General features: G+C 56.6%; 3 protein-coding genes and 1 pseudogene. 1 reads left to right on the plus strand and 3 read right to left on the minus strand.

Annotated elements, in window-relative coordinates:
- The first annotated feature begins 577 nt into the window (after positions 1 to 577).
- Complete coding sequence (ltrA, locus tag BLL38_RS29485; protein ID WP_076965341.1) at positions 578 to 1,870, plus strand: group II intron reverse transcriptase/maturase; 1,293 nt, start codon at positions 578 to 580, stop codon at positions 1,868 to 1,870.
- Positions 1,871 to 2,027: 157 nt separating this feature from the next.
- On the opposite strand, the gene BLL38_RS29490 is transcribed toward ltrA, so the two are convergent.
- The 3 genes and pseudogenes from BLL38_RS29490 to BLL38_RS29500 form a co-directional block, all read right to left on the minus strand.
- Positions 2,028 to 3,503 carry an inorganic phosphate transporter gene (locus tag BLL38_RS29490; protein ID WP_076965342.1) on the minus strand — a complete coding sequence of 492 codons (1,476 nt, stop codon included), beginning with the start codon at positions 3,501 to 3,503 and terminating at the stop codon, positions 2,028 to 2,030.
- A gap of 331 nt (positions 3,504 to 3,834) precedes the next feature.
- The gene (locus tag BLL38_RS29495; protein WP_029297082.1) at positions 3,835 to 4,035 is read right to left on the minus strand and encodes a hypothetical protein; all 201 of its coding nucleotides are present in this window, start codon (positions 4,033 to 4,035) and stop codon (positions 3,835 to 3,837) included.
- Between the two features lie 408 nt (positions 4,036 to 4,443).
- Positions 4,444 to 4,866: pseudogene (locus BLL38_RS29500) on the minus strand (IS30-like element ISPsp4 family transposase); the annotation flags it as partial.
- Between the last annotated feature and the right edge of the window lie 129 nt (positions 4,867 to 4,995).

Here is a 4,995-nt window from a genome sequence, read left to right on the forward strand (position 1 = left end):
CCTCGGGCTGGTCTCGATACTGGATACGATAAACCGACTTAACCGTATAACCTGAACCGCCGTATACGGAACCGTACGTACGGTGGTGTGAGAGGACGGCGGATGTGAATCCGCCTCCTACTCGATTGCGCCCAGCATGGGCGCAATCTTGCGGGTGAAAGTCCCGTCGTAAGCTGGCCACAGCGAACGAAGTGAAGCGCAACTGCATGAGGGCGACCGAGTGTGGGGAGGAAGCGTGAATCGAAACCGCGAGCCGATGGACAAGAACCGGATAGAAGGCGAAGCCGATCAGGGCGAGCGAGCAAAAGATCGCGAAGCTCTTGTGGTCAAGGATCAGGCTGCGTAAATCCGGCGGTTGTGCGGGGAAGGATTGCGTTCCTTACCTGGGGAGATCTCGCCTTGTGCCTGAAAGGGCGACGGTGCGAGCCGGAGCGAGAAGTCAGCAGAGGCCGTAGTAGTCTTTTTTTTTGACGAAGGGCCGAACGAGAGAAAGCGTTATAGGCCATGTTGATGCGAACGACCGGAAGTCAGATGCCTGCCAAACGCGGGGCGGACGGAGATAACGAGCGGTGAAACCGTGAGAAGTCCTGTCAGCGACGAGGTCAATCGCCCGCAAGATGAATCCGACAACGCAGGGCAAAGGCTGCTGGAACGGGCCTTTGCGAGAGCAAACCTGAAACGGGCGTGGAAGCGGGTCAAAGCCAATAAAGGTGCAGCGGGAGTCGATGGTCTGGATATTGAACAGACCGCTGAACATCTCCTGAGCCAATGGGCGGCGATTCGTGAACAGCTTCTTTCGGGTGTCTACCGGCCCAGTCCGGTACGACGTGTGGTTATTCCCAAACCCGACGGCGGTGAGCGCGAGTTGGGCATTCCGACGGTCACCGACCGCTTGATCCAACAAGCGTTGCTGCAAGTCTTGCAGCCATTACTCGATCCGACTTTCAGTGAACACAGCTACGGCTTTCGCCCGGGACGCTGCGCGCAGGACGCCGTTTTGGCGGCTCAGCGTCACGTGTCCTCAGGCCGCAAAGTGGTAGTGGATGTTGATCTGGAGAAGTTCTTCGACCGGGTCGATCACGACATTTTGATTGATCGCCTACGCAATCGGATTGCGGATCGGGCAGTTATTCGACTGGTTCGGGCGTACCTGGATGCGGGAACGCTGATCAATGGCGTGATCGAGAAAAGCCGCTGCGGGGCGCCGCAGGGCGGTCCGCTGTCACCGTTGCTAGCTAATGTGCTGCTGGACGAAGTGGATCGGGAGCTTGAATATCGAGGTCATTGCTTCGTGCGCTATGCCGACGACGCGAACGTTTATGTTCGCAGTCATAAAGCCGGGCAGCGGGTGATGATCTTGCTGAGGCGTCTGTATGAAAAGCTGCACTTGAGCGTCAACGAGAGCAAGAGCGCGGTGGCCAGTGCGTTTGGTCGCAAGTTTCTGGGTTACGCATTTTGGTGCGCCCGTGACGAAGTCAAACGTGCGGTATCTCAGAAGGCACAAAAGCAATTCAAGCAACGTATCCGGCAGTTCACTCGCCGTTCATGTGGCCGCAGTTTGCAGCAGGTCGTCGACCTCCTACGTCCCTATTTGCTGGGTTGGAAAGCCTATTTCAAGTTGTCGCAAACACCAGGCGTCTGGCGTGAATTGGACAAATGGATGCGGCACCGACTCAGAGCGATTCAACTCAAGCAATGGAAACGGGGAACGACGACTTATCGCGAATTGCGGGCTTTGGGTGCGAGTAAAGAAGTCGCCCAGAAAGTGGCGTGTAACACCCGCCGTTGGTGGGACAACAGTCGATGGGCGTTGAATTGGGTGCTTAATCTCGCGTGGTTTGATCGCCTGGGACTTCCACGTCTCTCCTGACCTCAATCTCTCGAACCGCCCGGTGCGGACCCGCATGCCGGGTGGTGTGGCAGGGGTACGGTCTATGAAGGCCGTCCCCTATGCCGATTGACTGGAATTTGGCCATTAAAAAAGGCGTGACCCTCGCAGGTCACGCCTTTATTCATTGCGCAGGCGGTTAACTGCCCAGCGCCTTGGACGCCAGCCAGAACAGTGCGGCCGACAGGCTCACCGTGGCCGGCAGGGTCAGGACCCAGGCCATCAGGATAGTCTTCACGGTGCCGCCTTGCAGGCCGCTCTTGTTCGCGACCATGGTCCCGGCCACACCCGAAGACAGCACGTGGGTGGTGGACACCGGCAGGGCAAAGATGTTGGCAAAGCCAATCATAGTGGCGGTGGTGATTTGCGCCGACATGCCCTGGGCATAGGTCATGCCCTGCTTGCCGATCTTCTCGCCAATCGTCAGTACCACACGCTTCCAGCCCACCATGGTGCCCAGGCCGAGGGCCAGGGCCACGGCGAGGATGACCCAGAACGGGGCGTATTCGGTGGTGGCGGTCAGGTCTTTGCGCAGTTTTTCCAGGTCCGACTTCTCGCGGGAATCAAGGCCTGGCAGCTTGCCGACTTTTTTCGCGGTGTCGTCCAGGCACAGCAGGTAGCGACGTACTTCAATGCGCTGATCGGAGGTCAAGGAACGGTAGTCAGAAACACCCTTCAATGTGCCGAGGAGGGCGGTGATGGTCGGCTCGGTCTGTTGCGGGTTGCAACGGAACTTGCCTGGCAGGTCGTCTTTGACACTTTTGCCCAGGGCAAGGAATTCGCCGAGGGTTTCGTGGTTGCGCTGGTAGAACTGGTTGAGGTGCAGGGTGGCGTCGCGGGTTCGCTCGATCTGGTAAGTGGTGCTGCCCAGATCGAGTACGAACTGCGCGGGCACGATACCAATCAGCACCAGCATGATCAGGCCGATACCTTTCTGGCCGTCGTTGGAGCCATGCACGAAACTCACGGCCATCGCGGAAATCACCAGTACCAGGCGGTTCCAGAAGGGCGGGTGTTTCTTGTCATCGAGCTTGCGGCGCTGGTCCGGCGTCTTGTGCATCTTGGACAGCGGACGCCACCATTTAAGGCCAATCAACACCAGGGCAGCGACCAGGAAGCCGGCCATGGGCGAGAACACCAGCGAGGCGCCGATATCGATAGCCTTCTGCCAGTTGACCCCGTCCGCCAGCGGAATATCGTTGATCAGGGCATTGGCCAGGCCGACACCGAGGATCGAACCGATCAGGGTGTGGGAGCTGGATGCCGGGATCCCGAAATACCAGGTGCCGAGATTCCAGGTGATGGCCGCTGCCAATAATGAAAACACCATGGCCAGGCCATGGCCGGTGTTTACATTGATCAGCAACTCCACCGGCAGCAGGTGCACGATGGCATAGGCAACGCCTACCCCGCCGAGCAACACGCCAAGGAAGTTGAACACCCCGGAAAAGAATACGGCCAGGTGCGGCGGCATCGCTTTGGTATAGATGACTGTGGCCACCGCGTTAGCGGTGTCATGAAAGCCATTGATGAACTCGAAGGCGAGGACAAAGGCGAGGGCGAGCAGCAGGCTCACAAGAACCCAAGCATCCAGTCCGCTGAATAAATCGATCATGAAGGTTTTATGACCCGGTCGTAAGGGGGCGCGATTATGCCAGAAAACCTCAGTAATCTATGCACTAGCTGCTCGTCGGTAACATTCTTCAACGAATTAGTTTGTGGGAAGGGTGCGGCTACCAGATATCTCAGTGGTTTGGCAACTCATTGATTTGTAAAGAATAGAGGGCGTAGAGCGGGGTGCGACAATTAATGTCGCAGATCTGAAACGCTTGTATGAAATTTCGTGATAGCGCGAAAGATGCCGATTGACGGGCATGCCCAAGGCGCCCCTGCCAGAGGTAGCTGGCAGGGCGATGACTTGCCAGGAAGGCTCAGTCCGACAGGGCTTATGGCTCTTCGGCCTTGAGGTCTTTTTCGATCTTCTGGATTTCCTGGGCAAACGCCTGGTCGAGCAGGCTGGCTCGTTTGCGCCAGGGTTTGCGCTCGGGCTCTGGCTGGGCGGCGTAGGTGGTGACTTCCCCGCCGTAAACATCCTTGTAACGTTGTTCCTGGCGCTCAAGTTCCGCGCGCAGTTCGTCTTTCGTCACATTATTACCTAATTGAGTTGAGTTGATTCCGGTGAAACGCGATGCCACTTCATAATTGCACGCGGCCACGACACCGGGAAGAACAGCTGTCGTAGCAACAGTTTTCTTTTTACTTCACAAATAACGGGTGGACAGTGGAACTGGGCTCCCGGTATTTGCAACCAAGGTCTGGACAAGGAAAAGCTCAGGCTCGCGGGGAGCGCTCTCGAGGCCAGTTCGCTCTGGTTGCACGCTGCATTATAGCGGCGCATTTGAATAAGACTATCGCCAACAAGTTAAAAATCGTCAACTTTGCTTGCATATGTTGTCAGCCCGCTAATGTCGAGAACTTGACGCCACACTTGGCTAATAGTCTGTCTGTGACAGTTGAAAGTAGATGGGCGGTTGCAGGAGCTGAGTGCAACACGGTTATTGAATTGACGCAGGAGCATCATATTGCATAGCCAAGGCTTTCTGCATCACTTCGCTCATGACTTCGATAGGACATTTGAAATCGAAGCGCTTACGTGGACGCATGTTCAGTTGAAACGCAATGGCATCCAGTTCTTCTTGGCTATGTACCGACAAGTCAGTGCCCTTGGGCAGGTACTGGCGGATCAGGCCATTAATGTTTTCGTTGCTGCCGCGCTGCCAAGGGCTGTGCGGGTCGCAGAAGTAGATCGCCACACCGGTTCTCTGGGTGATCTCGGCGTGCTGTGCCATTTCCCGGCCCTGGTCGTAGGTCATGCTCTTGCGCATCGCCAGCGGCATGTTATTGAGGGCGGCGCTGAAGCCCTCCATCGCCGAGGTCGCCGTCGCGTCGTTCATCTTCAGCAGCATCAGGTAACCACTAGGGATGGTCTGAAATAGCCGCGTCTTTTTGGCTGACCGCAGCTCGTGGCTATTTAAAAAATGGCGCTTGATCGAAAAAAAGATCAAATCAGTCGCTTATTCCCGTTTCTCGGCCCTCAAGCGAACTAT

Origin of the sequence: Pseudomonas gessardii, assembly GCF_001983165.1 — a bacterium.
GTDB lineage: Bacteria > Pseudomonadota > Gammaproteobacteria > Pseudomonadales > Pseudomonadaceae > Aquipseudomonas > Aquipseudomonas gessardii.